The 26,879-nt window shown below is 68.3% G+C and carries 25 protein-coding genes and 1 tRNA gene; 12 read left to right on the forward strand and 14 right to left on the reverse strand.

All coding sequences use genetic code 11. From position 1 onward, the window contains the following. The first annotated feature begins 81 nt into the window (after positions 1 to 81). A complete protein-coding gene (locus tag IAE24_RS21380) occupies positions 82 to 432 on the forward strand; it encodes a DUF1304 domain-containing protein (protein ID WP_012203898.1) in 351 nt (116 codons plus the stop codon). A 42-nt stretch (positions 433 to 474) separates the two neighbouring features. Here IAE24_RS21380 and IAE24_RS21385 read toward each other — a convergent pair whose 3' ends face one another. From IAE24_RS21385 to pdxA, 7 genes are all read right to left on the reverse strand, one after another. Next, positions 475 to 1,116: a hypothetical protein gene (locus tag IAE24_RS21385; protein WP_034390862.1), complete on the reverse strand. Its 642-nt coding sequence runs from the start codon at positions 1,114 to 1,116 to the stop codon at positions 475 to 477. Then, positions 1,116 to 1,922 carry a hypothetical protein gene (locus tag IAE24_RS21390; protein ID WP_199958947.1) on the reverse strand — a complete coding sequence of 269 codons (807 nt, stop codon included), beginning with the start codon at positions 1,920 to 1,922 and terminating at the stop codon, positions 1,116 to 1,118. Before IAE24_RS21390 ends, IAE24_RS21385 begins: the two co-directional genes overlap by 1 nt. Next, a complete protein-coding gene (locus IAE24_RS21395) occupies positions 1,919 to 2,374 on the reverse strand; it encodes a hypothetical protein (protein ID WP_012203901.1) in 456 nt (151 codons plus the stop codon). Before IAE24_RS21395 ends, IAE24_RS21390 begins: the two co-directional genes overlap by 4 nt. Positions 2,375 to 2,400: 26 nt before the next feature. Further along, complete coding sequence (locus IAE24_RS21400; protein WP_013803844.1) at positions 2,401 to 3,021, reverse strand: hypothetical protein; 621 nt, start codon at positions 3,019 to 3,021, stop codon at positions 2,401 to 2,403. Beyond that, positions 3,021 to 3,632, reverse strand: a complete 612-nt coding sequence (locus IAE24_RS21405) for a hypothetical protein (protein WP_199958949.1) — start codon at positions 3,630 to 3,632, stop codon at positions 3,021 to 3,023. Before IAE24_RS21405 ends, IAE24_RS21400 begins: the two co-directional genes overlap by 1 nt. A gap of 77 nt (positions 3,633 to 3,709) precedes the next feature. After that, positions 3,710 to 5,890 carry an SdrD B-like domain-containing protein gene (locus tag IAE24_RS21410; RefSeq protein WP_233626091.1) on the reverse strand — a complete coding sequence of 727 codons (2,181 nt, stop codon included), beginning with the start codon at positions 5,888 to 5,890 and terminating at the stop codon, positions 3,710 to 3,712. 1,148 nt (positions 5,891 to 7,038) lie between these two features. Next, on the reverse strand, positions 7,039 to 8,751 hold the full coding sequence (gene pdxA, locus IAE24_RS21415) for a 4-hydroxythreonine-4-phosphate dehydrogenase PdxA (protein ID WP_199958960.1): 1,713 nt from the start codon (positions 8,749 to 8,751) through the stop codon (positions 7,039 to 7,041). A gap of 156 nt (positions 8,752 to 8,907) precedes the next feature. On the opposite strand from pdxA, the gene IAE24_RS21420 reads away from it, so the two are divergent. Continuing rightward, positions 8,908 to 9,810, forward strand: a complete 903-nt coding sequence (locus tag IAE24_RS21420) for a LysR family transcriptional regulator (protein ID WP_063327993.1) — start codon at positions 8,908 to 8,910, stop codon at positions 9,808 to 9,810. A 17-nt stretch (positions 9,811 to 9,827) separates the two neighbouring features. Here IAE24_RS21420 and IAE24_RS21425 read toward each other — a convergent pair whose 3' ends face one another. Then, the gene (locus tag IAE24_RS21425; RefSeq protein ID WP_012203907.1) at positions 9,828 to 10,739 is read right to left on the reverse strand and encodes a LysR family transcriptional regulator; all 912 of its coding nucleotides are present in this window, start codon (positions 10,737 to 10,739) and stop codon (positions 9,828 to 9,830) included. A 142-nt stretch (positions 10,740 to 10,881) separates the two neighbouring features. On the opposite strand from IAE24_RS21425, the gene IAE24_RS21430 reads away from it, so the two are divergent. From IAE24_RS21430 to IAE24_RS21450, 5 genes are all read left to right on the forward strand, one after another. Further along, positions 10,882 to 11,088: a DUF3311 domain-containing protein gene (locus IAE24_RS21430; RefSeq protein ID WP_012203908.1), complete on the forward strand. Its 207-nt coding sequence runs from the start codon at positions 10,882 to 10,884 to the stop codon at positions 11,086 to 11,088. Between the two features lie 13 nt (positions 11,089 to 11,101). Further along, the gene (locus IAE24_RS21435) at positions 11,102 to 12,484 is read left to right on the forward strand and encodes a sodium:solute symporter family protein (protein WP_013803838.1); all 1,383 of its coding nucleotides are present in this window, start codon (positions 11,102 to 11,104) and stop codon (positions 12,482 to 12,484) included. Between the two features lie 13 nt (positions 12,485 to 12,497). After that, a complete protein-coding gene (locus IAE24_RS21440) occupies positions 12,498 to 14,162 on the forward strand; it encodes an amidohydrolase (RefSeq protein ID WP_199958962.1) in 1,665 nt (554 codons plus the stop codon). Beyond that, a complete protein-coding gene (locus IAE24_RS21445; protein ID WP_199958964.1) occupies positions 14,159 to 15,169 on the forward strand; it encodes a CobW family GTP-binding protein in 1,011 nt (336 codons plus the stop codon). Before IAE24_RS21440 ends, IAE24_RS21445 begins: the two co-directional genes overlap by 4 nt. 76 nt (positions 15,170 to 15,245) lie before the next feature. Further along, positions 15,246 to 15,322: transfer RNA gene (locus tag IAE24_RS21450), tRNA-Gln, on the forward strand. Between the two features lie 46 nt (positions 15,323 to 15,368). Here the strand turns inward: IAE24_RS21450 and IAE24_RS21455 are convergent. Beyond that, the gene (locus IAE24_RS21455) at positions 15,369 to 16,355 is read right to left on the reverse strand and encodes an NAD-dependent epimerase/dehydratase family protein (RefSeq protein WP_199958968.1); all 987 of its coding nucleotides are present in this window, start codon (positions 16,353 to 16,355) and stop codon (positions 15,369 to 15,371) included. A 101-nt stretch (positions 16,356 to 16,456) separates the two neighbouring features. Between IAE24_RS21455 and IAE24_RS21460 the strand changes: the two genes are divergently transcribed. Next, positions 16,457 to 17,350: a LysR family transcriptional regulator gene (locus tag IAE24_RS21460; RefSeq protein WP_013803834.1), complete on the forward strand. Its 894-nt coding sequence runs from the start codon at positions 16,457 to 16,459 to the stop codon at positions 17,348 to 17,350. A gap of 19 nt (positions 17,351 to 17,369) precedes the next feature. On the opposite strand, the gene IAE24_RS21465 is transcribed toward IAE24_RS21460, so the two are convergent. From IAE24_RS21465 to xsc, 4 genes are all read right to left on the reverse strand, one after another. Further along, positions 17,370 to 17,579, reverse strand: a complete 210-nt coding sequence (locus IAE24_RS21465) for a hypothetical protein (RefSeq protein WP_012203914.1) — start codon at positions 17,577 to 17,579, stop codon at positions 17,370 to 17,372. Between the two features lie 242 nt (positions 17,580 to 17,821). Then, a complete protein-coding gene (locus tag IAE24_RS21470) occupies positions 17,822 to 18,868 on the reverse strand; it encodes a YeiH family protein (protein WP_199958969.1) in 1,047 nt (348 codons plus the stop codon). After that, positions 18,865 to 19,836: a bifunctional enoyl-CoA hydratase/phosphate acetyltransferase gene (locus IAE24_RS21475; protein ID WP_199958971.1), complete on the reverse strand. Its 972-nt coding sequence runs from the start codon at positions 19,834 to 19,836 to the stop codon at positions 18,865 to 18,867. The genes IAE24_RS21470 and IAE24_RS21475 overlap by 4 nt, the downstream gene beginning before the upstream one ends. Positions 19,837 to 20,035: 199 nt before the next feature. Continuing rightward, complete coding sequence (gene xsc, locus IAE24_RS21480; protein WP_065346922.1) at positions 20,036 to 21,847, reverse strand: sulfoacetaldehyde acetyltransferase; 1,812 nt, start codon at positions 21,845 to 21,847, stop codon at positions 20,036 to 20,038. A 131-nt stretch (positions 21,848 to 21,978) separates the two neighbouring features. Here xsc and IAE24_RS21485 point away from each other — a divergent pair, with 131 nt between their 5' ends. From IAE24_RS21485 to IAE24_RS21495, 3 genes are read left to right on the forward strand one after another with little or no spacing between them, the layout of a single operon-like run. Next, positions 21,979 to 22,806 carry an IclR family transcriptional regulator gene (locus tag IAE24_RS21485; protein ID WP_012203918.1) on the forward strand — a complete coding sequence of 276 codons (828 nt, stop codon included), beginning with the start codon at positions 21,979 to 21,981 and terminating at the stop codon, positions 22,804 to 22,806. Further along, positions 22,799 to 23,776 carry an AAA family ATPase gene (locus IAE24_RS21490; RefSeq protein ID WP_013803829.1) on the forward strand — a complete coding sequence of 326 codons (978 nt, stop codon included), beginning with the start codon at positions 22,799 to 22,801 and terminating at the stop codon, positions 23,774 to 23,776. The genes IAE24_RS21485 and IAE24_RS21490 overlap by 8 nt, the downstream gene beginning before the upstream one ends. Beyond that, a complete protein-coding gene (locus IAE24_RS21495) occupies positions 23,766 to 25,457 on the forward strand; it encodes a cobaltochelatase CobT-related protein (protein WP_199958973.1) in 1,692 nt (563 codons plus the stop codon). Before IAE24_RS21490 ends, IAE24_RS21495 begins: the two co-directional genes overlap by 11 nt. Before the next feature lie 73 nt (positions 25,458 to 25,530). Here IAE24_RS21495 and IAE24_RS21500 read toward each other — a convergent pair whose 3' ends face one another. Continuing rightward, positions 25,531 to 26,295 carry an alpha/beta fold hydrolase gene (locus IAE24_RS21500; RefSeq protein ID WP_063327009.1) on the reverse strand — a complete coding sequence of 255 codons (765 nt, stop codon included), beginning with the start codon at positions 26,293 to 26,295 and terminating at the stop codon, positions 25,531 to 25,533. A gap of 103 nt (positions 26,296 to 26,398) precedes the next feature. Between IAE24_RS21500 and IAE24_RS21505 the strand changes: the two genes are divergently transcribed. After that, complete coding sequence (locus IAE24_RS21505; RefSeq protein WP_199958975.1) at positions 26,399 to 26,767, forward strand: DUF2946 family protein; 369 nt, start codon at positions 26,399 to 26,401, stop codon at positions 26,765 to 26,767. Positions 26,768 to 26,879 lie beyond the last annotated feature (112 nt).

The following is a 26,879-nucleotide window of genomic DNA, read 5'->3' on the forward strand; positions in this document are numbered from 1 at the left end:
GGCCCTGTGTAGCGCAGCGGCCATGGACGGGTGTGGGTGCATCCCGTATACAGAGGCCTGTCCACTTTCTTCCCACCCCAGATGGCCAACGTACTCATCGGCATCGTCGCCGCAATCCATGTCTACATCCTCGTGCTGGAGATGTTTCTCTGGGACAAGCCGGCCGGACGCCGCGCGTTTGGCCTGACGCCCGAATTTGCCCAGCAGACCAGGACACTGGCCGCCAACCAGGGCCTGTACAACGGCTTTCTCGCCGCCGGGCTGATCTGGGGGTTGGCGCAGGGGGCCGATGGCCTGGGCTTCAAATACTTCTTCCTGATCTGCGTGCTGGTGGCCGGCGTGTATGGCGCCGCCACGGCCAGCCGCAAGATCCTCTGGGTGCAGGCCGTGCCGGCTGCTGTGTCGCTGATTGCGCTGTACCTGGGCCTTTGAGCGCGCCCGAAGCGCCCAAATCGCCCAAAGCTCCCAAAGCGCTCAGGGCGAACTGGCCGTGAAGGTGACCTGCCCGGTGTAGGTGCCTGCCCTGCGGGAGGCCAGGTTGGCATAGGACAGGGTCCAGTTCGCCGTGCGCTGGGTGACCAGCCCCGCAAAGGCGGTGGCCACCACGTTGACCGCTGCGCCCGTTCCCGTATTGGGTATCAGCGGTGCGGGCAGGTTGCTGTCGCTGGTGGCGATGGTGATCTCCGACAGCGGGATGGTATTGGCCCCGCTGGCCAGCGCCGTGGTGGCGGTGGCGCGCAGCGTGACCTGGCCTGCGTTGCTGCGCACCTCCACCGGCAGCACATTGCCGCTGGGCGTGATGCTGAAGCTGGGGGCCGCGCCGCTCCAGTTCACCGAGGTGTTGCTGCCCGCCACGGGCGTGGTGGGCACGCCAGGGATGGACGGGGCGAGCACAAAGGCCACGCTGCTGGTGGTGCCGCCGGGCGTGGGCCAGGTGCCGTCGCCTATGCGAAAGAAGATGAACTTGTCGATGGCGATGGTGAAGTCCAGGTTCACCGAGGTGCTCAGCGGCACCAGCAGGCTGGGGCCTGTGGTGCTGGACGCCGCATGCACGGTGTGGCCCAGGCCGCCCAACGCCATGGACAGGGCCAGCCACGCCATCGGCCTGGTTGCCATCACCTCAGTTCCACATCGATCTTGAAGCTGCCTTTTTCCCAGTCCAGGCTGCCCTTGGCCTTGACCGGATACGCGGGCGGCGGGGCGGGCTGGCCGTCTTCGCCCTTGGGCATGAGGGCCAGCGTGCGTGTCTGGCCGGGCAGTATGGGCGTGCCTTCCGGCACCAGCTCGAAGCGGCGGCCCTTGTTGTCCACGGCGTCCAGGCTGCCTTCCAGCCGGCCATGGGCATCGCCGGTATTGCTGACGGTGACCAGGGCGCGGCGCGTCTTGCCGTCTTCGGCCATGGAAAGCTGGCGAATGTCCAGCTGGGGCGCAGCACCTCCCAGCGTCACGTAGACGGCCACCGCGATGCGGCCCGTGACAGGCAGGCTCAGGCTGGCGCCGCCGCTGCGGATGACGGTCTGCTGCGCGGGCTCCACGCCTTCGATGGCAATCATGAAGCGGCATTCGCCGCGCGGCGCATCGGCAGGCGGCTCCACCTGGAAACGGAAGGCCTTCTTGCTGCGGCCTGCAATCGTGACGCTGCGCCGCTCCAGCAGCACCCAGGGCCGGCAACTGCCGGGCAGCAGTTCGTCGTGGTAGGTGATGTCGCCCGTGTCGGAATAGGTCCAGTCGATGGTGCGCATGGCCACCTCGGTGGGTGCCGGGGCCAGGTTGTGGATGTCCAGCGATTGGCCCGTGCGCGCACCCGGCTTGGCCGACAGCTCGAAACGCGAGGGCGCCACGGCCAGCTCGAACGGTGCGGCGGCGGCGCCGCTGCAGGCGATCAGCAGGGCCAGTGAAACGGCGATGGGAGGAGCTTTCATGGCAGGGTCTCGATCTCGAAGTAGGACTCGAAGCTCAGTGCCGAGCCCCGGGTCAGGCGCAGCTCGGCGGGGTCGATGTGCAGCGTGAGGTCGAAAACCTCGGCCATCCAGGGCGTGCGGACCACGCCGTTCCAGACCTGGACCCGGTCGCCGGGCCGGCCCGTGCCGCCCGCAAAGACGCCATTGCCGCGCCACTGCACCTGCATGCCCGCAGGCGAGCGCAGGCCCGTGACCAGGGCGGGAATCACATAGAAGATGCGCGCCGTGCGGCCGACATGGGGCGCCGTGGCCAGCCGGTATTCGATGCGTCCCATGGGCAGCTCCAGCAGCCGCTCGCCGACGACCCTGGCCCGGGCGAAGTCGCTGCGCACCTGGGACCGGGGCGAAGCCGAGTCGTCCAGCCGCGCCACTTCGGCATGCGCCGCGAGGGCCGTGGCCCAGGCCAGCGCCATGCACAGGAGCGGCCACGCCAGCGGCCTCATACCATCGATGCCGTGAAGCGCACGGTGCCCTTGTAGTTGCCGCCCGGATAGACCACGTCGTTGTCGTAGGTGAACTGCAGCACGGTGCCGGTCAGTTGCCGTGACTGGACGGTCCAGCCAGCGACCGGGCAGAGCGCGCCAGAACAGACGGATGCGTTGGCGTTGTAGCTGGCGATGGACTGGCCGGCGCTGGCGGTGAAGCGCCCGTTCTGTATGTCGCCGGACGCAGCATTGCCGTTGTTCGATGCCACCCAACTGATCTTGCTGAACGGAATGGTCGCGCTGCCGCAGCCACCCGACTGGCAGGAAAGTGCGGTGGATGAATCGACGACCAGGGTGACTGGCCGGGCCACGGCGGTGCCCAGCGCGGGACGTGTGGGAGACACCGAGACACTGATGCTGGGCGTGCCCGTCACGGCCACGGGCGTGAGGCCGGCGTTGGCTCCCGTCACGCTGAAGGCCACGGTGTCCACGGTTGCCCCGGTCGTGCCCACGCGCAGTGTCAGGCTGTAGTTGAGCAGGTCTGTGTCGGTCACGATGGTGAACACGGCCTGCGCGGGCGGTTGCACAACGCAGAGGGCCGCTGCGGCCAGCAGGCGAGGCAATGCCTTGTCCATCAGATGCCCTGGGCCGTATACGTGATGACGTTGGTATAGGTATTGGCAGCCCAGCTGGCCGGCGTACCTCCCAGCGCATACGCCCAGGTCCCCGTCGCAACCACGTTAGAGGGGAACGAGGTGGATGCGCAGGCACCCAGATTGGGCCCGGGGTGGGGCAGGGTGCCGGTGGTCGTGACGGTGAAGTCCGCATTGGCGGGGCCGCCCGTGGCATTCCAGGCGCCGACCGCGCAGTTGATGGTGCCGGCGCCGGCATTGGTCCAGGCATAGACCGTGAGCGTGGCGGCAGCCGAGGCGGTGGCGACGGTGGGCGCGGCGCCGTTCCAGTCCACATTGGTGTTGTTGACCGAGGCCAGCGGCGTGGTGGGCACGCCTGGGATGCTCAGCGTCGAGGTCCAGGTCACCGTGTCCACCGTGGTATTGGTCGAGCCCACGCGCAGCAAGATGAGCTTGGGCACGGTCACGCTGAGGTTGACCTTGGCCTGGGCCGTGATGGTTCCGGTGCCCGATCCGTACTGGCTCTCGGCCATGGCAGGCAACGCGGTCAGGGCCAGGCCGAGGCCGCCGAGCGATGCGGCCAGCAGGCGTTGGGCGATGGATGTTCGGTTCATGGAATCTCCTTGGATGGAACGGGTTGCCTGGGAAGCCTTTGCGCCTCAATCACTCATTCATTCACTCACTCACTCACTCACTCGCCCACCTTGACCACGGCAATCGACGCCGAGGCCTGGCCGCGCAGGGGTACGTGTACGCTGCTGGTGTTGTCGCCGGAGGCGCCCCAGGGCAGCGGCACGCTTTCCTGGGTGAGCGACAGCCGGTGGTGGCCCGTGGGCACCACCGGGAATTCGAACTGGCCATCGCGGTCGGTCACCGTGCGGTAGCGGCCGTCAAGCACCACCTCGACGCCGGCCACGCCCACCTCGCCCGCCTGCTGTTCGCCGTCGCGGTTGGCGTCGTAGAACACGCGGCCGGACAGGCTGCCGCCGCCCACGCCTTCACCGGGTGCGCCTGCGGCCGCATAGGCCGTGCCCGCGCTGCCTTCCCAGCGCAGGTAGACATAGGCGGTCTTCTCGTCGCTGCGGTAGAGGTTGGGCAGGGAAGAGGGCGTGGGCAGCAGCGAGGACCGGGCCTGGTTGAAGTGCGCCATGACGCCCATGCGCCAGCCCCGGCCCAGCTCCTTCTCGGCCGACAGCGAGCCCGACAGGCCCCGGCTGGTGTAGAGGCTGCCGCTTTGCGAGGTGTAGCGCAGGTTGCCGGCCAGCTGCAGCCCGCTTTCCAGCCAGTAGCGCCATTGCAGCCCGGCCGTTGGATAGTTGCGCGACATGCCGCCGCTGCGGTCGCGCGCATAGCCCAGCGTGGTGGTGAGCTCGGACCGCAGCGTTGCCTGGCGTGCACCGGCCCAGTCCTGCTCCCACTGCACCTCCTGGCCCGTGGCGGAGGAGTCGCCCAGCACGATGAGCTCGTTGCGCCGAACGGTCAGCATGAAGCGGCTGCGCGGCCAGTCAAAAAAGCGGGTCTGGTAGAACGCGCTGCCATAAAGGCTGCGCGATTGGCCGCCGCCTGCGGTGCCCGCATCGTTGCGCGTCTGGTAGGCACTGAAGCTGCCGCCCACGGCCGTGTGCCGGTCGAACTGGTATTGGGCATTGCCATTCGCTCCCAGGCGGCGGTAGCCCGACAGTTGAAAGCCTGCATCCTGCGCCGTGGTTTGCGGCGTGCGTTCGTAGTCCAGCCCCATGCCCCAGCTCAGGCGGGTGACATGGCGGTCCACGCGCCAATAGGCGCCGCGCGCCGCGCTGGGCAGCGCGTAGTCGCCAAAGTGCAGCTGGGGCTGGGCTGCATGCAGGCCGAATTCATGGCGGTAGGCGCCAGCGCGCGCGCTGGCCTCGATGAACAGGCCCTGGGCGCTGCGGCCCTCCGTGCCGGCGGTGCCTGCCGCTGGAGAAAACAGGGGCGCGCTGGTACGGCTGCCCAGCAGCGTGGTGCGGAGCCTGAAGTCGCCATCGCGCAGCACGCCGCGCCCGTAGCCCAGCGAGGCGGCCCAGCTGGTCACGCGCTTGCTGCCCAGTCCCAGGGCGGAGCCGGGGTCGTATTGCGTGTCATCGCCGGGGTAGTGCCTGGGACTGTAGTAGGCGGGAATATCGTCGGCCTGGTCCAGCTGGAAGGCGGCAAACCAGGGGCCGTCCAGCCGCACGGTGGCGCCCAGCCAGCCCAGCGTGCCCTGGTTTTTCTCGAACCCGGGGTAGGGCCCTCCCGTGAGAAGGCCGCGCTGGCCGTAGCCCGCGCGCAGGTCCAGGTCCGGGCGGAAGATGCGCGCCGAGGCGCCGCGCACCGTGGTCGAGCCCAGCGACAGCCGGTAGTTGCGCGCCAGGCCATCGGTCAGCTCGCTGTAGAGGTCGCCCACGGCCGTGTCGGCGAAGGTCTGCGTGGTCAGCGGAAAGGCAAGGTTGCGCAGCGTGAAGCGCTCGCTCGTGGCTTGCCGGGCATAGCCCAGGCCGCCAATACTCAGGCCGCCCATACCCAGGCCATTGCCAAAGTTGTCGCCGCTCAGGTGCCGGCCTTCGGCCTGCAGGGTGAACTCGCCGTAGTTCAGTGTCTCGCGGCGGTATTCGAGGCGCTGGCCGATTTCTGTGGCGCGCTGGCGGCCATAGCCGGTGGTGCGGGATTCGCCCAGGCCCAGGCGGCTTTCCACCACCCAGGCGCGAAAGCCCTCGGGCTGCTCGGCTTCGGGCTCGGCGGCAGCGGACTGTGCGATCTCGTCCGGATCCATGAAACGGTCCTGGTAAGCGGGGGCGGCCCCTTCGGAGAGTGCCTTGAGCCGGGCCTGCTCGGCCTGGTCGCGGTCCAGGGATTCGATGCGTGCCTCAGCCATGGAGGTACCGGCAACGGCCGCCGAAGAAGGTGTTTGCGCCTGTGCGCCGCACAGAAAGACGGGAGCGGCTGCCAGGCTCCACCCAAGGCACGCGAGCGGCAGGCGCGACCAGACTCCAGCGGGGCCGGCAACGGTCCGCGGCAGCGTTCGAATCATCAACCAAGATCCCTGCTTTATTCATCGGATGCCAAGCCATCTGGCCAAAACAACTGATCACAAAACTGCGGAAAATGGCTGAATGCGTGCAGCCATCGATTGGGCCCTGCAAATACCGGCGCTGCACTTCAAAGACCGGCCGTTGTCAATGGTGTGCCGAATGAGAGGTATTCAGGGTGAATATCATCGTTCCCTAAATGGCATGGTTTATCCAGTAGGACGACACGCTGCCGGATGGTAGGGGAAATGGTGATGCCATTCGATGTTCATCTGTGGCGTTGCGGCGCCTGGCTGGCAGTGCCCAGAGGGCAGTTGGCGGGCTTTGCTTTTTTTGCCATGGATGGGTTTCAGGTTTTCTATTGATAGCAATGAATCATTTGTTTTTCATGCGGCAATAGAGGCTGCTGGGTGTTATCTCCGTAATTCAGGCAATGCATCTGTTGGAAAACGAGGGTTCTCATCAGATTCCGGCTGCTGGAGAATCAAGGAGTGGCGCAACTGAAGTGCGCCAGGTTCTGATTGGTTTTTGGACTGGTATCAGGCCAGGTTCATTGATGCAGGCTAAAGCACCTGCACCAATGCAAGCTGCCGCAATCATTTGCCCTGTCTTCATGAACTCTCAGGCGCATCACAGGCAAGGCCAACGCAGACCCCGGGCTCCCTGGAGGGCGCTCGTGGTCATGGCGTTGGCTGTCGTTGTGACCCTGGTGGCAGGCCTGTACCCCTGGAATGCCCCGCAGCATGGCAAGGCGGCAAGCCGCATGGAAGGCTTTGCAGGCGGCGCGTCCCTCATGGCCAAGAAGCGCCAGTTCCATGTGGTCCAGCGGCTGAAGACCCACCGCCTGGCCGAAACCGAGCGGCGCCAGTTGCTGGCCCATGACACCGGCGCGCGGAATGTGCGGGAGGCGTGGCCGGCGCGAGAGGTGCGAGAGTTGCGTGCGTTGTCTGAGGTGCGGGAAGTGCGGGAGGTGCGCGCGGTGGCCGGCCCGCTCTCAGTCCACCAGCGCCTGTATGGCCTGCAACTGCGCCGCCAGCCCGGGCCGCGCGGCTGGAAAAGTCTCCTCGAAGGCGGCGGTGCCTACCGTGAAACCCGCGGCACCGCTGGCAAGCACGGCCGCGATGCGTTCGCTGCGATCAATGGAGCCGGCCACGACCACGGGCTTGTCCACCGCATCGCAGACCGCCTTGATCAGGGCCGGCACGTCCCCCCGGAAACGGTAGGCCAGCAGGTCCAGGCCATGAACGCCCTCCAGCCCCGCGATGCGGCGCGCGCTGGCCACGATGTCCTCGGCCGGCCCTGAAAGCACGCTCGGATGCCCGCTGATCCTGCCAGGAAACGGATAGTAGGCAATGCCGCTGCCGCGCAGCACGGGCAGCACCGCCTCGGGGCGCGTGCCGCCCATGAGAACGTCCACACCGAGCTCGACCGCCGCGCGGGCCGAAGCCACCTCGCTGGCCTCGTCCAGGCTGACGACTTCCAGATAGACCCTGGCACCGCCTGCGCGGATGTCCCGGGCCAGCTCGCGCAGCTGGGGCAGGGGCAGGCCTATGTCCTTGAAGCCCACATGGCGCACGCCCTGGGCCAGCACTTCGCGCAGCCGCTCGCGCGCATCGGCAATGGTCTTGTCCTGCTGCGTGAGCATGAAGATGAAGTCCGGGCGCTGCGCCTGCCCGCTGGCGCCGGAGCGGCCCGCCTGCACCATGGCCGCCGCCTGGCGCAGCGCGCAGGCCAGGCTGGCATGGTCCGCACGGCCCGTGCCGGCGATGTCGAAGGCCGTGCCGTGGTCCACCGAGGTGCGCACGAAGGGCAGGCCCACGGTAATGTTCACGCCCTGCTCGACGCCCAGGTACTTCACGGGAATCAGCCCCTGGTCATGGTATTGGGCGACCACCACGTCGAACTCGCCCCGGCGCGCCCGCATGAAGACCGTGTCGCCCGGCCAGGGGCCGTTGGCGTCTATGCCTTCGGCCCGTGCGGCCGCAATGGCGGGGATGATCACCGAGCGGTCCTCGTCCCCGAACAGCCCGTTCTCGCCGGCGTGCGGATTGAGCCCCGCCACGGCCACACGGGGCCGGGCGATGCCGAACGCCCGGCAGGCCCGGTGCGCAAGGCGGATGGCACGCAGTTCGTTGTCCGGCGTGACTGCGGCAATGGCCTGCTGCAGCGGCACGTGGATGGAGACCAGCAGCACCCGCAGCTCGTCATTGGCGAGCATCATGGCGAAGTCGCGTGTGCCCGAACGCTCGGCCAGCATCTCGGTATGGCCGGGGTGGGGGCAGCCCGCCGCGCGCAGCGCCTCCTTGTGGATGGGGGCGGTCACCAGGCCTGCGACTTCGCCGGCCAGGGCCAGGTCGATGCCGCGCTGTATGTAGGCATGGCAGGCGGCCCCGGCGCGCGCATCGATGCGTCCCCAGGCCAGGTCCTCGGGCAGCGGGCCTCCGGTCTGGAGCACGAAGACGGTGGCGGGTGGCACGGTGGCGGGAACCTGGGCCGGCGTGTCGATGACTTGGATGCGCGGGTGCACGCCCAGCATGTCGGCTGCCCGCTGCAGCCGCCCCGTGTCGCCGATGACGAAAAAAGGCGCACGGGGCCGGGCGGGGTCCATGGCCAGCTTGACGATGATCTCGGGGCCTATGCCCACGGGATCGCCCATGGTGATGGCCAGGGGGGCGGGGGCGATGGTGGGGGCTTCATTCATGGTCATTGCTGAAAGCTCAATCGATGGAGGTACTTTGCATGAAAATCGCACTGCAGAAAATCGATATGGATTCAGTATTCAGTTGATCAAAAGTCAATTGAAATCTCTCCCCACGCCCTTTCTTCGATGTGTCCGATGTGTCCGATGCCGCCCTCCAGTCCCATGGCCCCCCCCACCCATATGCCGCCGCTGTCCGCCCTGCGTGCCTTCGAGGCCACGGTGCGCCATGGCAGCGTTTCCAAGGCCGCGCGCGAGCTGCACCTGACCGATGGCGCCGTGAGCCGCGCCGTGCGCGACATGGAAGAGGCGCTGGGCTTCGCGCTGTTCCAGCGCAGCAACCGCAGCATCATTGCCACCCCCACGGCGCGTGTGCTGGCCGAGGAGGTGGCCCTGGCGCTGGAGCGCCTGCGCGGCGCGCTGGGCCGAGCGCGGCAGGCCGCCGGGCCGGACCGGCCGCTGGTGCTGTCCTGCGAGCCCACCTTTCTGATGCGCTGGCTGATTCCCCGCCTGGGCGGTTTGCAGGAAGCGATCGGCACGCAGCGCGAGCTGCGCCTGGTGTCGGCCGGCGGCTCGGTGCCCTTTGCGCGCGAGGGCATCGATCTGGCCATACGCCGCGCGGATTTCGACATGGGCGCCGATGTGGTTGCCGAGCCCTTTTTGCAGGAGCACGTGGGTCCCGTCTGCCGGCCTGCACTTGCGAAGACGCTGGCACGCTCCGGGCCGCTGGGCGGCGTGCTGCTGCACACGGCATCGCGCCCGGACGCATGGCGGCATTGGAGCGAGCTGACCGGCGTGCCGCTGCAGCCCGGGCGCGAGGCCCGCTTCGAGCATTTCTACCTGAGCCTGCAGGCCGCCGTTGCCGGGGCGGGCATTGCCATCGGGCCGCTGGCGCTGGTGGCCGACGATCTGGCCAGCGGCACCCTGTGCGCGCCGCGCGGCTTTGTGGCCGACGGCTCGCACTACGTGCTCATGTCACCCAGGCCGGTGCATGACGAGGCCCGCTTCGCCCTGGTGCTGGAGTGGCTGCGCACGCAGACATTGCCGCTGGCGCGGGCCGACGCATGACTTGCGCCTGCCCGGCTTCACTGGTCGTGCTCGGACAGCTCCCGCCAATGCGTGCGGGTGAATGCATAGACGGTTTCCAGCGCCGGTGACAGGCTGCGCGCGCCCATGCGCGCCATGCCATAGCGGCCGCAGCGCCGGGGATCGGCGGGCAGGGGCACTTCGGCCATGGTGCCGCTGGCGCGCTCCTGGCGCGTGATGGACAGCACGCCGAACAGCAAGGTGTCCGTGGCCAGGGTCACGCTGCGCAGCAGTTCCAGGTTGTTGCAGTGCAGGGTGAACAGCTTGTCGGGCTCGGCGCCCTCACCCCACAGCTCGGCCAGCTGCCGCGCCATGGCCGTGCTCAGCGTGGTGGTGGCCAGGGGGTAGCGGCGGATCTCGTCCATGCCGGGGTTTTGCAGCACGGGGTGGCCCGCGCGGCAGACCAGGCCGGCGGGCAGCTCGCCCAGCAGCTCCATGTCCACGTCATCGGCGGCGCGCAGCACATAGGCGTCACCGACGATGGCGTCTATCGACTCATTGCGCAGCAGCTCCAGCAGGGCGCTGGTGGCGCCCATCTCGGTGCGCACCTTGATGCGCGGATGCGCCTGCGCCATGTGGATCAGAAAGGGCTTGAGCAGCAGTGCGGCCGGGGCCGGCGCCACGCCTATGGCCAGTGCGCCCTCCTGGCCGCCGCGCAGCAGCTCCAGGTCGCGCCGCAGCTGGGTTTCCTCCAGCCGCATGCGGCGTGCGCGCTCGGCCACCAGTTCGCCGAAGACCGTCAGCCGGGCACGCCGCGCGCCCCGGTCGAACAGCTGCGCCCGGAGCTCGTCTTCCAGCGCGCGGATGCTGCGGCTCAGCGCCGGCTGGGTCAGGTGCACGGCGCGCGCCGCGTCGGAAAAAGTGCCGTGCTCGACGATGGCCAGCAAGTGCCGCAGCTTCTGGGTATCCATGCGGAGTCCTCATGGTTTGTTGGCAAATTTCTCATTTGAATTATAGGTAGGCACTTCCTAAGATCGCATCCATGGACATTGAAACGTCCTATAGAGCGGCCACAACCGCCAACTCTTTCATCGGAGCAAAAGGAGACAAACCATGCTCAAGCTGTTCATCGGCATAGGCATCCCGTACATCGCGGTGATCGGCCTGCTTCCCTGGGTCGCGTCCGTCGATCGCCATCTGCTCGGCGTGCCCTTCATCTACCTGTGGATCTTCATGTGGTTCGTGCTGACGTCGCTGTGCATGCTCGTGTGCTGGCTGATGTTCGACCGCCACGAAGCCGACGACGTGCAGTCGGCCTGAAGGGAGCACCGCCATGACCACCGCAGTCTTTCTGGGCTTCATCGCACTGTCCCTGTACCTGGCCATCCGCTCGCGCACGGGCAAGGGTGCGCAAAGCGTGCATGACTTCTTCGTCGCCTCGCGCCAGTTCGGCGCCTACCTGGTGTTCTTCCTCGCCGCCGGCGAGATCTACAGCATCGGCACCATGGTCGGCTTTCCGGGCGGCATCTACGCCAAGGGGCCGACCTATGGCGTCTGGTTCCTGGGCTACATCCTGCTGGCCTATCCGCTGGGCTACTTCCTCGGCCCCATGATCTGGAAGGCCGGCCTGCGCCACAACGCCATCACCCTGCCGGACCTGTTCAAGGGCCACTTCGGCAGCCGCGCGCTGGAGCTGATCGTGGCCGGCTCGGCCATCCTGTTCCTGCTGCCCTGGGGCCAGCTGCAGTTCACGGGGCTGGTGGCGGCGCTCAAGGGGCTGGGCTGGAACTTCCAGCCGCTGCACCTGCTGCTGATCTCGGCGGGCCTGGCCTTCACCTACATCGCCATCTCGGGCGTGCGTGCCTCGGCCTACATCGCCATCCTCAAGGACATCCTCATGGTGGTGGCCATCATCGCCACGGGCGTGGCCGTGGGCTGGCATGCCGGGGTGGGCGATGTGTTCGCCGCCGCCAGTGCCAAGGTCAGCAACCACATGACCGATACGCAGCTGCGCTTTTCCATGAGCACCATGCTGTTCCAGGCGCTGGGCTTTTACATGATGCCGTTCGCCGTGCAGAACTTCTTCACGGCCAAGAGTTCGCACACCATCCGCCGCACGCAGATCGCCATGCCGCTGTACATGCTGATGTACCCGTTCCTGGTGCTGGCCTCGTACTACGCCATCAGCCAGAACCTGGAACTGGCATCGCCCAACGAGGCTTTCTTCGCCGCTGCCGTTCGCCTGCTGCCCGACTGGCTGCTGGGCCTGGTCGCCGCAGGCGCCGCGCTGTCGGGCCTGCTGGTGCTGGCGGGCATCTGCCTGGCCATCGGCCCCATCGTGGCGCGCAACCTGCTGCCCGGCCTGCCCGAGGCCAAGCAAAAGCAGGGCGCCAAGGTGGTGATCGTCATCTACCTGCTGCTGTCCATCGTGATGACGCTGCTCACCCCCAACCTGATGCTGACCCTGATCAACACCACCTACTACGGCGTGACGCAGTTCTTCCCGGGAATGATGGCCATCCTGTTTGGCTGGCGCATCCGGCCCCTGGCCATCGCCCTGGGCATCGTCTGCGGGCAGGCGCTGGCCATCGTGCTGTACCTGCAGCAACCGGACTTCGGCGGCATCAACCTGGGCTTCATCAGCCTGGCGCTGAACCTGCTGGTCACGGCCATCGTCCACTGCCTGCCGCGTGCGGCACACGTCAAGACCGCCTGAGGGAAACATCCCCATGAACCACGAAACCAGCGAGCGCGTGCGCATCTTCGCGGCGCGCACCATCCTCACCATGAACCCGGCCCAGCCACAGGCCACCCATGTGGCCGTGCGGGGCAGCACGGTGCTGGCGGTGGGCGGGGAGGCCGACATGGCCGCCTGGCCCGATGCCGAACGCATCGACCACCTGCGCAGCAAGGTGCTCATGCCCGGCCTGATCGAGGCCCACAGCCACCTGATGGAAGGCGCCATGTGGGATGCGGTCTACCTGGGCTACTTTGACCGCCGCGATCCCGACGGGCGGCTGTGGCCCGGCCTGCGCACGCTGGACGCCGTGCTGGCCCGCCTGGCCGAGGCCGAGCGTGCCCTGCCCGACGCGCAGGCCACGCTGCTGGCCTGGGGGTTCGATCCCATCCTCTTTGGCAGCAGCCGGCTGTCGGTGCGCGAGCTGGACCGCGTCTCCACCACGCGGCCCATCGTCATCCTGCACGCCAGCGTGCACCTGATGAATGTGAACTCGGCCATGCTGGCACTGGCCGGCATCGACGAGGACACCGATATCGACGGCATCCACAAGGACGCCGAGGGCCAGCCCACGGGCGAACTCCAGGAGTTCGCCGCCATGTATCCGGTGCAGAAGGTGATTGGCAGCGCGCTGTCGCTGGCCGCTGCCGAGCAGCGCGAGGCCATCTGGAAGTTCGGCCGCGTGGCCCAGCTCGCGGGTGTGACCACGGCCACCGACCTGGTCAGCGATCTCTCGCCCCAGGGCCTGGCCGCGCTGCGCGAAGTGACGGGCGACGCGGCCTATCCGCTGCGCATCGTCCCGGCCTTTGCGCCGCAGCGCAATCCGGAAGGCGGCGCCGCGCGCGTGCACGCCGCTGCCGCATCGTCGGCCAGCGACAAGCTGCAGTTCGGCCCCGTCAAGTTCATCGTGGATGGCTCCATCCAGGGCTTCACCGCGCGGCTGCGCGCTCCCGGCTACGCGGGCGGGCAGCCCAACGGCCTGTGGCTGATTCCTCCGTCGCAGCTGCCCGCGCTGTTCGAGCCCTTCCACCTGGCCGGGCTGCAACTGCACATCCACACCAACGGAGACGAGGCCACCGAGGTGGTGCTGGATGTGATCGAGGACCTGCTGGCCAGGCACCCGCGCGCCGACCATCGCCACACCCTGCAGCACTGCCAACTGGCCAGCAGCGCCCAGCTGCAGCGCGCCGCGCGCCTGGGAATGTGCGTCAACTTCTTCTCCAACCACCTCTATTACTGGGGCGATGCGCACGCCGGGCAGACCGTGGGCATCGAGTGGGCGTCACGCATGAATGCGGCGGGCACGGCACGGCGCCTGGGCATGGACTTTTCCATGCACTCCGATGCGCCCATCACCCCCATCAACCCCTTGTTCACCGCCTGGTGCGCCGTGCAGCGCGAAACCGCTTCAGGCCGCGTGCTGGGCGAGGCCGAGCGCCTGTCGGTGGACGATGCCCTGCACGCCATCACCATGGGCGCGGCCCGTACCCTCAAGCTGGAGCAGCGCGTGGGCAGCATCGAGCCCGGCAAGCTGGCGGACTTCGCCGTACTGGAGGACGATCCCCGCGCGGTGGCGCCCGCCGCCCTCAAGGACGTGAAGGTCTGGGGCACCGTGCTGGGCGGGCGCATCTTCCCCGCGCCCGGGTCCCAGCCATGAGCACGCCGGCCGTCGCGGCGCAGCGGGCGCCCATTCCCATGGTCGTCGTGGGCGGCTATCTGGGCGCGGGCAAGACCACCATGCTCAACCGGCTGCTGGAGCGCGCCGATGGCCTGCGCGTGGCCGTGCTGGTCAACGACTTCGGCGAGATCAACATCGACGCCGCCCTGATCCGCACACGCAGCAGCGACGTGCTGCAGCTGGAAAACGGCTGCATCTGCTGCTCCATCGGCGGGCGGCTGGCCGAGGCCCTGGCCGCCGTGGGCGCGCGGCCCGACCGCCCGGACCTGCTGGTCATCGAGGCCAGCGGCGTCTCCGACCCCGTGCGCATCGCCCAGGTCGGCATGCTCGACCCCGCGCTGCAGCTCAACGCCATCCTGGTGGCGGTGGATGTCCAGGACGTCGATGAGCAACTGCGCGACCCGCTGGTCGGCGACATGGTCCGCCGCCAGATCGCCGGCGCGACGGCGCTGGTGCTGACCAAGGCGGATCTGGCCAGCGCGCCGATGACCGGCAAGGCAAGGCAGCGCCTGGCCGAGATCGCCCCGCACACCATGGTGCTGACCGCACAGTGCGGCGAGATTCCCCTGGCCGTCTTCCTGGACGCTGTGCCCCTGCCACGCCAACCGCAGCACCCGCAGCGCCTGCTGGGTGCGCTTGCGGGCGAAGGTGGCGCCTGGAAGAGGGCCGTGGATGGCTCGGCAAGTCTCGCCGGGATGGCAGGAATCACCAGTTTCTCGTACACCACGCACCGGCAATTCGACAAGCAGCGCCTCAGGCAGGCACTGCGCACCCTGCCGGTGCCGCTGCTGCGGGCCAAAGGCATCGTGCGACTGCGGGGGCAGCAGCCTTTGCAGGAAATCCATGTGGTGGGAGGCCGGCTGCGCGTGGCGGATCTGGGCGCGGCGCAGGTGGCCGGGTCCGCCTTTGTCTTCATTGGCTGCTTCACGGCGGCGGGGCAGCAGGCGATTCGTGGCCAGCTGGATGCCGCGTTGGCGCCGGAATGATTGAAGAACGTTTTGGACCAAATTTTCTGAATTTTGGATTTCGGCCCAAAAAAACGTATTAGAATTTACGTCTTCTAGGGGAGTCGCCAAGTTGGTAAAGGCACCGGATTTTGATTCCGGCATGCGAGGGTTCGAGTCCTTCCTCCCCTGCCAGATAGACAAAAGCCCTGACAGTTCTGCTGTCAGGGCTTTTTTGTTTTCAGGCCGTGGCCTGCTGCGGGCTGGAGTTCACAGCTGAACCCGCGCCCGCCCTGGCGGCATCCAGCGTGGCGCGTATGCCCTGGGCGTAGGGGGTCTTGGCAATGGGGCCCAGCAGGGTGTGCAGGGCCGAGTCATCCATGATCAGCGGATCGGTCAGCAGGTAGTGCATCTCGGCCAGTTCGCGCATCAAGGGGCTGAACAGGCCGGCCAGGCGCAGCGTGGTCTTGCCCGCGATGCGCAGTTTCAACGGCCTGCCGCTCAGGCGTTCGATCTCCGAGACGATGTCGCGCTGCGTGGTCGCCCCCGCGCCAGCCAGGTGCCAGACCCTGCCGAATGCCTGCGGCGTGTCGATGAGGCGCGCCACGACGGGCCCCACATCAGGCACATAGACAAACTCGTGCGGACGGTCCAGCGGGCCGATCATGTCGGCCCGGCCGCCGTGGGCCGCCGCCTCGAAGGCGCCGTGCAGCAGGCTGTTGTGCACTCCGGGGCCGTAGAAGTCGGGCAGGCGCAGCACGGTGGCCTCGATGCGGCCCTGTGCATGGGCTTGCAGCAGCAGATCCTCCTGGGCTTTGCGCATGCGACCCTTGAAGGTATGGGGATCGCGCGGATGGTCTTCTGCCACGGGCAGGGTGCGGGCCTTTCCGTAGGGATAGACGGTGCCGATCAGCACGATGCGGCGCACGCCCGCGGCAATGGCGCCTTCCAGCGTCTTGCGCATCAGTTCGGGATGCAATTCAAACTGCCAGTAGTTCACGCCTACCAGGTAGACCAGCGTGTCCACGCCGTGGGCGGCAGCCTCGATGGAGCCGGCGACATCCGGGTTCCAGGTGGCGATCTCGGCCAGGGGATCGGCGCCGAAGGTCTGGCGCAGGCTGGCTGCGTTGCGGCCGACCACGCGATAGGCGCGGCCCTGTTGTCTGAGCGCGGCGGCCAGGCTCTGGCCGATGGCGCCTGCGGCGCCGAAAAGTGCAATGGATGGCATGGTGCGGGTCCTGTGGTGACCACGCCAGTGTCCGCAACACGCTGCAAAAGGAAAATTGCCTAGAATCTTCTGGTGTCCATGCATAAATGAATGGATCAGTGATGTCGGAACCCCATTGGGAGTGGTATCGCAGCTTTTTGCAGGTGCTGGAGTCCGGGTCGCTGTCAGCGGCGGGCCGGGCCATGGGCCTGGCGCAGCCAACCGTGGGCCGGCACATCGACGGCCTGGAGTCGGCGCTGGGCCTGCAACTGTTCACCCGTTCGTCCGATGGCTTCGCGCCCACCGAGGCGGCCTATGAATTGCAGCCCTATGCGGCCAGCATGGCCGCGACGGCTGCCGCGCTGCGACGCGTGGCGGCCAGCCATGGCGCGGGCGTGCGCGGCACGGTGCGCCTGACGGCCAGCGAGGTCGTGGGCGTGGAGCTGCTGCCGCCCGTGCTGGCGCAATTGCGCGCGGCCCATCCTGAACTGCGCATCGAACTGGTGCTGTCCAACGCGGTCGATGACCTGCTGCGCCGCGAGGCCGATGTGGCCGTGCGCATGTTCCGGCCGCAGCAGGAGGCGCTGGTGGCCCGCCATATCGGCGCCATCGAACTGGGGCTGCATGCCCATGAGAGCTATCTGGCCAGGCATGGGGTGCCGGCTTCGCTGCAGGAGCTGGCCGGGCACTCGCTGATCGGCTTCGACCATGAGAACGCCTTCATCCGCAGGTTTCAGCAGCAGTTTCCGATGTTCACGCGCGAGGCCATGGCGCTGAGCTCGGACAGCGACCTGGCACAGCTGGGCGCCATCCGCGCTGGCTTTGGCATCGGCATCTGCCAGTCGGCGCTGGCGGCCAGGGACCCGGGCCTGGTGCGGGTGCTGCCGCAGGCATTCTCATGGAAGCTCGATACCTGGGTGGCCATGCATGAGGACCTGCGCAAGAGCGAGCGCTGCGCCGTGGTCTTCAAGGCGGTCGCGCAGGCGCTGACGGCCTATGCCAGCAGCGGTGCCTGACGACCCGGGCGCCTGTGTTTCATTGGGCGTGCAGCAGGCAGCAGCGCGCGAGATGGCGCAGCATGGATTTCCTGCGCTGGGATGCAACAAACGCCTGGCAGTTGTGGGCGATGTAGCCCGCCATGACCCCCGTCAGGCCGGCGACAGCCCACAGCGGGATGGGCACCAGGGAGTCCAGCAGCACGGCGCAGCCGGCCAGCAGCAGCAGGCACGGAAGCAGCCGCAGCAAGGCGGCTTGCAGGGGTTGTTGCCTGCGCAGGAGGGCGAGGACCTGAATGGCAGTGCGTCTGCGGAATCTGCCGGCTTGCTTGCGAAGAACGTTCACGGCTCGTGTCGGGCGTTGATGTGGGTCAAAAAATTGTGTGCAAATGTATCACCTCAATGCGCGAACATCAAATGCGTCGACTCCATGAGAAATGAGAAGGGCCCGCGCATGGCGGGCCCTGGAAAACTGCCGTATTGCGCCTGGGTTCACCGCATCTCGAACTCGATGGCGATCAGCACGAAGGCCGCCATCCACAGCGTCTCCACCACCAGCAGTGCAAAAGGCCGCCAGCCGGCCTGCGCCAGTTGCTGGAACGAGGTCTTCAGGCCCAGGGCCGCAATGGCCAGCACCAGGCAGTTGCGCGACAGGTCGCTCAACTGGTGCTGCAGGCCCGGCGGCACCCAGCCCAGCGAGTTGATGGCCACCAGCGCGACGAACACCCACAGGAACCAGGGCACCAGGCCCGGCTTCTTGCCGTGGTGCTGCTCGGCCGCAGCCTCGCGCTGGCGCTTGAACAGGGCCGAGACCATGACCACCACCACGGCCAGCATGGACACGCGGAACAGCTTGACGATGGTGGCGTAGTCCCCCGTGGCCTGGTCGATGGTGTAGCCCGCGCCCACCACCTGGGCCACATCGTGGATGGTGCCGCCGATGAACAGGCCCGCCAGCTCGGGCGGCAGGTGCATGGCGCGCGCCACCAGCGGGTACAGCACCATGGCGGCCGTGGACAGCACGGTGACCGTGACCACCACGGTGAGCGTGAAGCGGTCGCTGTCCTTGTCGCGCGGCAGCACCGACGAGATGGCCAGCGCCGCCGAGGCGCCGCAGATGGCCACCGCGCCGCCCGACAGCACGCCCTGCGGGCGCGTCAGGCCCAGGCGCCGGCCCAGCAGCGTGCCGCACAGCAGCGTGGTGACCACGGCGGCGATAACGATCAGCGCCGTGGTCCAGCCCAGGCCCGCGATCTGCGTGGCCGTGATGCGCGCACCCAGCAGGCCCACGCCCAGGCGCAGCACGCCGCGTGCGCAGAACTCGATGCCCGGCTTGGCGCGCGCGTCCTGGCTCAGGAAGTGAAAGGCCACGCCGAAGAACAGCGCGAACAGCAGTTGCGGCCCGCCGTGCAGCGTGGAGACGAAGGTGGCTGCCAGCGCAATCACGCCCGACAGGCCTGTGCCGGGCAGGAGCTTCAGCCATTGCAGCATGCGCGGCACGGGCGGCTGTGCTGCCAACGGGGCTTGAACCTGGCTCATGGCTGCTCCTTGCCGCCCGCCGCATCGGCCAGCACGGCCAGCGCGCAGGACGCGATGCGGCTAGCCACCGAGTCCGAACGGCTGGTCAGCACGATGGGCACGCGCATGCCCAGCACCAGGCCCGCGCACTCGGCATCGGCCATGTAGACCAGCTGCTTGTAGATCATGTTGCCGGCCTCCAGGCTGGGCACCAGCAGCACGTCGGGCTGGCCTGCCACATCGGAGACGATGCCCTTGTGATGCGCCGAGCGCAGCGAGATGGCGTTGTCGTAGGCCAGCGGCCCGTCGAGGATGGCGCCGCTGATCTGCCCCCGGTCGGCCATCTTGCACAGCGCGGCCGCGTCGATGGTGCCGGGGATGGCGGGGTTGACCGTCTCCACCGCCGAGAGCACGGCCACGCGCGGCCTGGCAATGCCGATGGCACGGGCCAGGTCGATGGCGTTCTGCGCAATGTCGCGCTTGTCCATCAGCGTGGGGAAGATGTTGACCACGCAGTCGGTCATCAGCAGCGGGCGCTCGAAGCCCGGCAGGTCCATCACGAACACATGGCTGGCGCGGCGGCTGCCGCGCAGGCCGGCCTCGCGCGCCACGGCAGCGCCCAGCAACTCGTCGCTGTGCAGGCTGCCCTTCATCAGCGCGCGGGCCTGGCCGCTGCCGCACAGCGCCGCCGCCTGGGCTGCCGCCGCACGTGGATCGTCGGCGGTGGAATGGATGGACGCACCCGCCAGGTCCAGCCCGGCCGCCTGGGCCGCCGCCCGGATGCGTGCCTCGGGGCCGGCCAGCAGCGGCGTGATCAGGCCCGCCTGCGCGGCCTGCATGGCGGCCTGCAGCGAGCCCGCATCACAGGGATAGGCCACGGCCACCGGAATGGGGCCTTGCGCCTTGGCCTGGTCGAGCAAGTGCTGGAGATGGGGGCGGTGCGTGGCGGGCGCATCGTCGGCGGCCACGGCGAGTGAAAGTGGGGGCATGGGAGAACTCCTGGCTGCAAGGCTGGAAACCCGCGTTGTGCGTGGAGAAGCCCGGGGGCAAGGCCCCGGGCCGTAAGCGCAGCCTGCGCAACCGGCGCGGCCCAGGCGCGAGACAGCGAGCAAGGGCCGCCCCGCCGCGAGGCTGTCGTCCCCCTTTCAGGGGGAAGGCGCGCAGCGCCTCAGGGGGTGTCAGACAGCTTCAGACGAAATCTTTGTACTTTTCGAGGAAGCGCACGGGCTTGGCCAGCGCATCGCGGCGGAACGGGTCGCCCAGTTCGCGCGTGCACATCACCTCGATCACGCAGGTCTTGCCGTGGTTCATCTGCAGGTCGATGGCCTTTTGCAGCGCCGGGCCCACGTCCTCGATCTGGTCGACCACGATGCTCTCGGCGCCCATGGCGCTGGCAATCGCCGCGAAGCTTTCGCTTTCCAGCTCGCCGGCCACGAAGCGGCGGTTGTAGAAGTCCACCTGGTTCTTCTTTTCCGCGCCCCACTGGCGGTTGTGGAAGACCACGGCCGTGACGGGAATGTCATGGCGCACGGCGGTCATGATCTCCACCATGCTCATGCCCCAGGCGCCGTCGCCGGCGTAGGCGATGGCCGGCCGGTCGGGCGCCGCGCACTTGGCTCCGATGATGGTGGGCAGGGCATAGCCGCAGTTGCCGAAGCTCATGGGCGCGAAGAAGCTGCGCGGCTCGTCGAAGCGCAGGTAGCTGTTGGCCACGGAGTTGATGTTGCCGATGTCGGTGGAGACCATCACGCGCGGCGGCATGGCCTTTTCCAGCTCGCGCAGCACCTGGCGCGGGTGCAGGTACTGGCCGCCCGTGGGCGTGCGCTCGCCCTTGGCCTCTTCGATCATGTCCAGGCTGTAGGGGTCGCGCTCATGCGTCCACTCGTCCAGCTCCTTCTCCCAGGCCGCCTTCTCGGTGGCGATGGTGTCGGCGCGCGCGGCCTTGGTGGCGTCGCAGGCCAGGGTCTGGCCCTGCAGGCGGCGGCCCAGCTCGCGTGCCACGGCCTTGGCGTCGCCGTGGATGCCGACCGAGATCTTCTTGACCAGGCCCAGGTTGGTGTGGTCGGCCTCGACCTGGATGATCTTGGCGTTCTTGGGCCAGTAGTCCATGCCGTGCTGGGGCAGGGTGCCGAAGGGGCCCATGCGCGAGCCCAGCGCGATCACCACGTCGGCCTGGGCGATGAGCTTCATCGCGGCCTTGGAGCCCTGGTAGCCGAGCGGGCCGGCCCACAGCGGGTGCTTGGCGGGGAAGGCGTCATTGCGCAGATAGCCCGTGACCACGGGTGCGCCCAGGCGCTCGGCCAGCTGCCTGCATTCCTCGACCGCATCGCCCATGACCACGCCGCCGCCGGCCAGGATCACGGGGAACTTGGCCGTGGCCAGCAGTTCCGTGGCGGCCTGCAGGCTGTTTTCGCCGCCCGAGCCGCGCTCCACGCGCATGGGCTTGGGGATTTCGCACTGCACTTCGCCGTAGAAATAGTCGCGCGGAATGTTCAGCTGTGTGGGGCCCATCTCGGAGATGGCGCGGTCAAAGCAGCGGGCCGTGAACTCGGCCATGCGCTTGGGGTTGCAGACATGGCCCTGGTACTTGGTGAACTCCTGGAACATGGGCAGCTGGTTGGCTTCCTGGAAGCCCCCCAGGCCCATGCCCATGGTGCCGGTCTCGGGCGTGATCATGACCACGGGGCTGTGGGCCCAGTAGGCGGCGGCGATGGCGGTCACGCAGTTGCTGATGCCGGGGCCGTTCTGGCCGATCACCACGCCGTGGCGGCCCGAGACGCGCGCATAGCCGTCGGCCATGTGGGCCGCGCCCTGCTCGTGCACCACGGGGATCAGGCGGATGCCGGCGGGCGCGAAGATGTCCATGGCATCCATGAAGGCCGAGCCCATGATGCCGAACATCTCCGTGACGCCGTTGGCAACGCAGGTCTCCACAAAGGCTTCGGAAGGGGTCATCTTCTGGACGCCTTCGACCACCGTACGATTGTTGGCTGCAGTCATGTTGTCTCCTTGAAAATGGAACTTAATGTTCCGAAAAAAGAAATTACGGCGCAAGTCTAGGACTGACTTCGCCTGGATGTCAAACAAATTTCTTTTTTCGGAACAAATTGACTCGAAAAATTGAAAAACATATGATGACCAACACCATGAACACCCGTGACCCCATCCCTGCCCGTATCGATGGCGACACGCCCAACCTGCGGCTGTTCGCCCTGCTGGAGGCCATTGCCCAGAAGAACGAGCCCTTCACGCTGCAGACCATGGTCGAGGAGACAGGCCTGCCCAAGCCCACCATGCACCGCATGCTCCAGCAGCTCGAAGGCGCGGGCATCCTGCAGCGCGAGGGCAATGGCCGGCACTACGGCACAGGCCGGCGCCTGATGCGGCTGGCCGAGAGCGTGCTGCTCAACAACACCACGCATGGCGCGCGCCACGCGGTGCTGGCCCAGCTGGTGCGCGACATCGGCGAGAGCTGCAACATCACCGCCTTCTCGGGCAGCGAGGTGCTCTACCTGGACCGCGTGGAAACGCCCGCGCCGCTGCGCTTTTATCTGCACCCGGGCTCGCGCGTGCCGGCCCATTGCTCGGCCACGGGCAAGCTGTTCCTGAGCCAGATGGCGCCCGCGCAGCGCAGGCGGCTGCTGTCGGCCGTGCCGCTGGAAGGCTTCACGGCCAACACGCTGACGGCCTTCGACGCGCTGGACGCCGAACTGGACCAGGTGCGCGCCCAGGGCCATGCCTTCGACAACGAGGAGTTCCTGCCCGGCCTGCTGTGCCTGGGCGTGCTCGTGCCCTCCATCCAGGGCGGCCCCTCGAACATGGGGCTGGCCGTGCAGGCGCCCATCATGCGTTTCACGCGCGAGCGGGCGCTGTCCTTTCTTCCCCAACTGCGCGCGGCGGCCGAGGCGATTGCGCGCATCAACGACGAAGTCCCCCCGGGAGCCCCTGACGATGACTGAGCTGACCCTGATGCATCCCACGCGCACACTTGGCGTGCGCGAGACCTTCGGCCTGGACACCGACATGCAGGTGCCGGCCTTTGCCGAACGCAGCGAGCATGTGCCTGCCGTGGACCCGGCCTACCGCTTCAACCCGCAGGCCACGCTGGCCATCCTGGCCGGCTTTGCGCACAACCGGCGCGTGGTCATCCAGGGGCTGCACGGCACGGGCAAGTCCACCCACATCGAGCAGGTGGCGGCGCGGCTGAACTGGCCCTGCGTGCGCGTCAACCTCGACGGCCACATCAGCCGGCTGGACCTGGTGGGCAAGGACGCCATCGTGCTGCAGGAGGGCCGCCAGGTCACGCAGTTCCAGGAAGGCATCCTGCCCTGGGCACTGCAGCGGCCCGTGGCCCTGGTCTTCGATGAATACGACGCGGGCCGGCCCGACGTGATGTTCGTCATCCAGCGCGTGCTCGAACGCGAGGGCAGCTTCACCCTGCTGGACCAAAAGCGCGTGCTCCAGCCGCATGCGCAGTTCCGCCTCTTCGCCACCATGAACACCCTGGGCCAGGGCAACCTCAGCGGCCTGTACCACGGCACGCAGATGCTCAACCACGCCCAGCTCGACCGCTGGAACCTGGTCACCAGCCTGGACTACCTGGCACCGGCCGAGGAGGCCGCCATCGTGCTGGCGCGCGTGCCGCAGTTGGCCACGCCGCAGGGGCGCGAGCAGGTGGCCGCCATGGTGGCGCTGGCCGCGCTCACGCGCAAGGGATTTGCGGTGGGCGACCTGTCGCTGCTGATGTCGCCGCGCACCGTCATCACCTGGGCCGAGAACGCGCAGATCTTCCACGACCTGCGGCTGGCCTTCGAGCTGTCCTTCCTCAACAAGTGCGAGCCGGCCGAGCGGGCCATCGTGGCCGAGTATTTCCAGCGCTGCTTCGGCCAGGAACTGGCGCTGCGCGACGAGCCCGCCCATGCCTGCTGAGGCATCCCCCTCGCTGGCGCGCATGGAGGCCTGGGGCGGCGCGCTGCTGCGCGCCATGGCGGGCGATGCCTCGCTGCAATGGAGCGGGCAGACGCTGTACCGGGGCACGGCGCCCGTGGTGCTGGCAGCGGCCCACCAATCCGATGTGCCGGCCCGATTGGCCGACCAGCGCGGCCTGCTCGACGGCGCCAGCCTGCGCCTGCGCCTGAGCGATGCCGCGCTGCACGCGCGCCACCTGCCCGGCGACCCGGTGGAGCGGCTGGTGTTCGAACTGCTGGAGCAGTTGCGCGTGGAAAGCCTGGCGCCCGAGGAATGGCCCGGCGCACGCGCCAACCTGCATGCGCGCTTTGTGCACTGGAGCCAGGCCTTTGCCGATTCGGGCCTGACCGAAAGCAGCCTGGGTATCCTGCTGTTCACCGTGGCGCTGACCGCCTGGAGCCGCCTGAGCGGACATGAGCCGCCCGATGCCCTGGCCGACCTGGCCGAGGCCACGCGCGCTGGCCTGTCGGCGCAACTGGGCGCGCAGTGGGCCCTGCTGCGCCGCCACCGGCAGGACCAGCAGGCCTTCATTGCGCCGGCCCTGGCCATCAGCCGCTGGGTGGGCCAGGCCGTGCGGTCAGCCCAGGAAGAGGCGCCGCGCGGCGCTGGCGGGCCGCGCCGGCGGGGCAGCTTCGCGCTGCCGCTGCACTTTGAATCGCAAAGCCTGGATGCGCCGCCCGTGGCGCTCAGCGGCGACAGCCGTGCCTGGGCCGGCTCGGCCCACAGCTACCGCGTGTTCACGCGCGCCTATGACCGCGAGGCGCAGGCCGCCGAGCTGATCCGCGCAGCGCAACTGGCCGAGTTCCGCGAGCAGATGGATGACGAACTGGCGCGCAGCGGCTTGCACGCGGGCCGGCTGGCCCGCCACCTGCAGCAGCGCCTGGCCGTGCCGCGCCACGACGGCTGGCAGTTCGGCCTGGAGGATGGACACCTGGATGCAAGCCGGCTGGCGCAACTGGTCAGCGATCCGCAGCAGCGCGCCATCTTCAGGAACGAGCTGCCGCGCCCCGTCAGCGATGCGGCCGTGGCCCTCCTGCTGGACTGCTCGGGCTCGATGAAGGCGCATGCGCGCCCGCTGTCCCTGCTGGTGGACCTGCTGGGCCGCGCGCTGTCCATGGCCGGCGTGCCGGTGGACGTGCTGGGCTTTTCCACCCAGGCCTGGAACGGCGGCCGCGCCCGCCGCGACTGGCAGCGCGCGGGCCAGCCCCACATCCCGGGCCGGCTCAACGAGCGGCTGCACATCGTCTTCAAGGACGCCGCCAAACCCTGGCGCCACGCCCGCCACGGCATTGCCGCGCTGCGCAGGCCCGACCTCTTTCGCGAGGGCGTGGACGGCGAGGCCGTGGAATGGGCCTGCGAGCGGCTGCTGGCGCGGCCCGCGCAGCGCCGCATCCTGCTCGTCATCTCGGACGGCTGCCCCATGGACACGGCCACGCACCAGGCCAACGACGAGCACTACCTGGACCAGCACCTGCGCCAGGTCATCGCCCGGCACGAGCGCGCGGGCGACGTGCAGATCCGCGCGCTGGGCGTGGGGCTGGACCTGGGCGTGTTCTACCGGCGCAGGCTGGCGGTGGACCTGTGCGAGCAGATCGATGAAGCCCTGCTGATGGACGTGGCGGAGTTGATCTGTCGGCCGTGATGTCGACGGCCGTGATGCCCTCCGCGATAGCGACTTCGCTCAGTCCCCATCCCGCCCGGCTGGGACTGCAGATCTAGCGGACCTGCGCGACAAAGTCGCTCACCAACTGCGCAAACTCCACGGGCATTTCCACGGCACTCAAATGCGCGGCGGGCAGCGACACCAGCTGCGCGCCCGGAATCTGCGCCTGCATGTCCTCGGACAGGGCAGGCGGCGTGGCCTCATCGCGACTGCCCGCAATGAGCAGTGCGGGGCAGGCGATGCGCCGATTGCTCTCGCGAAAATCGATGCCGCCCACGGCCGCACAGGCGGCCGCATAGGGCTTGGCCGCCAAAGCCTCCAGCCCTGCGCGCAAGGAGGCCACGCGGGCCGCCTGCCCGGTGCGGAACTCGGGGGTGAACCAGCGCTGCATGGCGCCGTCGGCAATCACCGCCACGCCCTGGTCGTGCACGGTGGCAATGCGCGCCTGCCAGCCTGCGCGCGCGGCCTCGTCGTAGTAGCTGGCCGAATTGGCGATGGTGATGCTGCGCACCAGCGCCGGATGGCGCACGGCCAGGGCCTGGGCCGTCATGCCGCCCATGGACAGGCCCACGAAGTGCACCGGCCCCTGGCCCAGCGCCTCGATCACGCCGGCTGCGTCGTCTGCCAGGTCGTTCATGTCGAAAGCCTCGCCGATGGCGGGCGAGCGGCCGTGGCCCCGGTGGTCGTAGCGCACCACGGTGAAGCGGTCTTCCAGCGCCTGGGCAACGCCGTCCCACATCTGGAGGTCACAACCGAGCGCGTGGCTCAGAACGAGGGCCGGGCCTTGGCCCTGCTGCACAACATGGAGTTTCGACATGGCGGTCACTGCTTGGGGAAAAGGCGATTATGGGATGGCCCATGCGGGCAGGCGGCTACGGATACCACGCATATCCGGCAGCTCAGCCCCATAATCCCCAGCCATGCACGCCCTGCGCAACTCCGTCTCACTGGCCCGCCTGGTCATGGCGTGGTTCGCGTTGACGCTGGGCCTGGCCATTGCATCGCCCCTGGTGCACCCGCAGGCCATGGAGCTGGTCTGCACGGCTGGCGGCAGCGTCAAGCTGGTCGTGGTCAACGGTGAAGAAGGGCAGGCGGTGTCGGCCCAGCATTCGCTGGACTGCCCGCTGTGCCTGGCGGTGACGCCGCCGCCCGCGCATGTCTCCCCCTCCTGGGCGCAACCGCAGCCGCTGGGCCGCGCGCTGCAGCCCATCGTCTCTGCCCGCATTGCCTCCCTGGTCGGCGCGCCGCTGCCGCCGCGCGGGCCTCCCTTGCCGCTGCTGATCGCCTGAGCCCTCGGCTGCTGTGCAGCGCTGTCCCGCGCTGTCTGGCCGCTGGCCTGTCTCAGAACATTGCCGCACCGGCCGGGCGCAGCCTTGGCGGTGCGGCTTCGCCAAGATTCCA

Source organism: Delftia sp. S65 (genome assembly GCF_016516495.1).
GTDB classification, from domain to species: Bacteria; Pseudomonadota; Gammaproteobacteria; order Burkholderiales; family Burkholderiaceae_C; genus Comamonas; species Comamonas acidovorans.

Excerpts from the sequence above, each read along its gene's own strand:
- IAE24_RS21460 (WP_013803834.1), top strand. The coding sequence starts at position 16,457 with ATGTCGGAACCCCATTGGGAGTGGTATCGCAGCTTTTTGCAGGTGCTG.
- IAE24_RS21490 (WP_013803829.1), top strand. The coding sequence starts at position 22,799 with ATGACTGAGCTGACCCTGATGCATCCCACGCGCACACTTGGCGTGCGC.
- IAE24_RS21425 (WP_012203907.1), bottom strand. The coding sequence starts at position 10,739 with ATGGATACCCAGAAGCTGCGGCACTTGCTGGCCATCGTCGAGCACGGC.
- xsc (WP_065346922.1), bottom strand. The coding sequence starts at position 21,847 with ATGACTGCAGCCAACAATCGTACGGTGGTCGAAGGCGTCCAGAAGATG.
- IAE24_RS21470 (WP_199958969.1), bottom strand. The coding sequence starts at position 18,868 with ATGAGCCAGGTTCAAGCCCCGTTGGCAGCACAGCCGCCCGTGCCGCGC.
- IAE24_RS21400 (WP_013803844.1), bottom strand. The coding sequence starts at position 3,021 with ATGGACAAGGCATTGCCTCGCCTGCTGGCCGCAGCGGCCCTCTGCGTT.
- IAE24_RS21495 (WP_199958973.1), top strand. The coding sequence starts at position 23,766 with ATGCCTGCTGAGGCATCCCCCTCGCTGGCGCGCATGGAGGCCTGGGGC.
- IAE24_RS21435 (WP_013803838.1), top strand. The coding sequence starts at position 11,102 with ATGACCACCGCAGTCTTTCTGGGCTTCATCGCACTGTCCCTGTACCTG.
- pdxA (WP_199958960.1), bottom strand. The coding sequence starts at position 8,751 with ATGACCATGAATGAAGCCCCCACCATCGCCCCCGCCCCCCTGGCCATC.
- IAE24_RS21475 (WP_199958971.1), bottom strand. The coding sequence starts at position 19,836 with ATGCCCCCACTTTCACTCGCCGTGGCCGCCGACGATGCGCCCGCCACG.
- IAE24_RS21430 (WP_012203908.1), top strand. The coding sequence starts at position 10,882 with ATGCTCAAGCTGTTCATCGGCATAGGCATCCCGTACATCGCGGTGATC.
- IAE24_RS21420 (WP_063327993.1), top strand. The coding sequence starts at position 8,908 with ATGGCCCCCCCCACCCATATGCCGCCGCTGTCCGCCCTGCGTGCCTTC.
- IAE24_RS21485 (WP_012203918.1), top strand. The coding sequence starts at position 21,979 with ATGATGACCAACACCATGAACACCCGTGACCCCATCCCTGCCCGTATC.
- IAE24_RS21500 (WP_063327009.1), bottom strand. The coding sequence starts at position 26,295 with ATGTCGAAACTCCATGTTGTGCAGCAGGGCCAAGGCCCGGCCCTCGTT.
- IAE24_RS21440 (WP_199958962.1), top strand. The coding sequence starts at position 12,498 with ATGAACCACGAAACCAGCGAGCGCGTGCGCATCTTCGCGGCGCGCACC.
- IAE24_RS21410 (WP_233626091.1), bottom strand. The coding sequence starts at position 5,890 with ATGGCTGAGGCACGCATCGAATCCCTGGACCGCGACCAGGCCGAGCAG.
- IAE24_RS21390 (WP_199958947.1), bottom strand. The coding sequence starts at position 1,922 with ATGAAAGCTCCTCCCATCGCCGTTTCACTGGCCCTGCTGATCGCCTGC.
- IAE24_RS21405 (WP_199958949.1), bottom strand. The coding sequence starts at position 3,632 with ATGAACCGAACATCCATCGCCCAACGCCTGCTGGCCGCATCGCTCGGC.
- IAE24_RS21445 (WP_199958964.1), top strand. The coding sequence starts at position 14,159 with ATGAGCACGCCGGCCGTCGCGGCGCAGCGGGCGCCCATTCCCATGGTC.
- IAE24_RS21380 (WP_012203898.1), top strand. The coding sequence starts at position 82 with ATGGCCAACGTACTCATCGGCATCGTCGCCGCAATCCATGTCTACATC.
- IAE24_RS21395 (WP_012203901.1), bottom strand. The coding sequence starts at position 2,374 with ATGGCGCTGGCCTGGGCCACGGCCCTCGCGGCGCATGCCGAAGTGGCG.
- IAE24_RS21385 (WP_034390862.1), bottom strand. The coding sequence starts at position 1,116 with ATGGCAACCAGGCCGATGGCGTGGCTGGCCCTGTCCATGGCGTTGGGC.
- IAE24_RS21455 (WP_199958968.1), bottom strand. The coding sequence starts at position 16,355 with ATGCCATCCATTGCACTTTTCGGCGCCGCAGGCGCCATCGGCCAGAGC.
- IAE24_RS21505 (WP_199958975.1), top strand. The coding sequence starts at position 26,399 with ATGCACGCCCTGCGCAACTCCGTCTCACTGGCCCGCCTGGTCATGGCG.